The sequence below is a fragment of the Myxococcus sp. RHSTA-1-4 genome, assembly GCF_020037125.1.
Classification (GTDB): Bacteria; Myxococcota; Myxococcia; order Myxococcales; family Myxococcaceae; genus Myxococcus.
The window spans coordinates 1-1,986 of the sequence record NZ_JAIQDG010000105.1 but is presented as its reverse complement, the minus strand read 5'-3'; the positions used below and the strand labels follow the sequence as shown (position 1 = coordinate 1,986).

1 protein-coding gene is annotated in these 1,986 nt (G+C 72.9%); it reads left to right on the top strand.

Annotation, left to right across the window (positions count from 1 at the left end; translation table 11 throughout):
* Positions 1-1,986 (top strand): condensation domain-containing protein (locus K8638_RS44100; RefSeq protein WP_223760795.1); only part of this gene is annotated, 1,986 nt, incomplete at both ends.

The following is a 1,986-nucleotide window of genomic DNA, read 5'->3' as shown; positions in this document are numbered from 1 at the left end:
ACGCTGGAGTTCGTCGGCCGCGCCGACGCGCAGGTGAAGGTGCGCGGCTTCCGCATCGAGCTGGGTGAGGTGGAAGCAGCACTGGCGAAGCTGCCCGCCGTGCGCGAGGCCGTGGTGGTGGCTCGCGAGGACGGACCCGGCGGCAAGCGCCTGGTGGGCTACGTGGTGCCGCGCGACGGAGTCCAGACGGACAGCGTCGCGCTGCGCGCCGCCCTCAAGGAGACGCTGCCCGAGTACATGGTGCCCTCGGCCGTGGTGGTGCTGCCGGCCCTGCCGCTCACCTCCAACGGCAAGGTGGACAGGAAGGCCCTGCCCGCTCCGGGCCTCGCCATGTCCACCGGACGCCCGGACTTCGTCGCCCCGCGGACGCAGACGGAGACGCTGCTGGCCGGCGTGTGGAGCGCGGTGCTCGGCGTGGAGCAGGTGGGTCTGTCCGACAACTTCTTCGAGCTGGGTGGACATTCGCTGCTGGCCACCCAGGCCATCAGCCGCATCCGCGCCGCCTTCGGCGTGGAGTTCCCGCTGCGCGACCTCTTCGACGCGGCCACGCTCGCCGAGCTGGCGGTGCGCGTGGACCGGGCGGTGCTGGCGGGCCAGGGCCCCCAGATTCCTCCGCTGGTGCCGGTGCCTCGCACGGGCGACCTGCCGGTGTCCCTGGCGCAGCAGCGCCTGTGGTTCCTGGACCAGCTCGACCCGAACAGCGCGCTCTACAACCTGCCGGGCATCCTCGCGCTGGAAGGCACTCTGGACGTGAGCGCCCTGGAGCGCGCGCTGACGGAGCTGGCGCGGCGGCACGAGGCCCTGCGCACCACCTTCCGCGAGGGCCCGGGCGGCCCCGTGCAGGTCATCCACCCCTCCACGCCGGTGAAGCCGGTGGTGACGGACCTGTCGTCGGTCCCCGCGGCACAGCGGCACGAGGAAACCCTGCGCCGCGTGCGCGAGGAGGCCCTGCGGCCGTTCAGCCTGTCCCGGGGTCCACTGCTGCGCGCGGAGCTGCTGAAGCTGGCGGAGCGGGAGCACGTGCTGGTCCTCAACGTGCACCACATCGTCTCCGACGGCTGGTCGCTGGGAGTCATGGTGCGGGAGCTGGCGCAGCTCTACGCGGCCTTCACGGAGGGCCGTCCCTCGCCGCTGCCGGAGCCGCCGGTTCAGTACGCGGACTTCGCGGCGTGGCAGCGGAGCTGGCTGCGGGACGCCGTGCTGGACGAGCAGCTGCGCTGGTGGAGCGAGCAGCTCGCCGGAGCCCCCCGCACCCTGGAGCTGCCCACCGACAGGCCCCGCCCGGCGGTGCAGACGTCCCGCGGAGCGTCCAGCCGGGTGAGCCTGCCGGCGGACCTCTCCGACGCGCTGGAGGCGCTCTGCCGCCGCGAGGGCGTGACGCCGTTCATGGCGCTGCTGGCCGCCTTCCAGCTGCTGATGGGCCGCTACACGGGCCAGTCCGACGTCCTCGTCGGCTCCGTGGTGGCGGGGCGGGAGCGTGGCGAGCTGGAGGGCGTGCTTGGCTTCTTCGTCAACACGCTGCCGCTGCGCGCGCGGCTGTCCGGCACGGACACCTTCCGCTCGCTGCTGACCCAGGTGCGTGACACGACGCTCGGCGCCTTCGCCCATCAGTCCGTGCCCTTCGAGCGGCTGGTGGAGGCGCTCCGGGTGGAGCGGAACCTGAGCCGCCCGCCGCTGATGCAGGCGATGTTCGCCTTGCAGAACGCGCCCATGCCGACGCTCCGCCTGCCGGGGCTGTCCCTGCGGGGAATGCAGGTGGAGGACAAGCCGGTCAAGTTCGAGCTGGAGCTCAACCTGTGGCGCTCGGCCGATGGCTACTCCGGCCCGCTCGATTACAACGCGGACCTGTTCGAGCCGGAGACCATCGCCCGGATGGCGGAGCACTTCCGCGCCCTCGTGGAGGCTCTCGTCTCCCGGCCCGAGGCCCCGCTGGCCTCCGCGTCGCTGCTGTCCGACACGGAACGGAGGCAGGTGCTGGTGGACTGG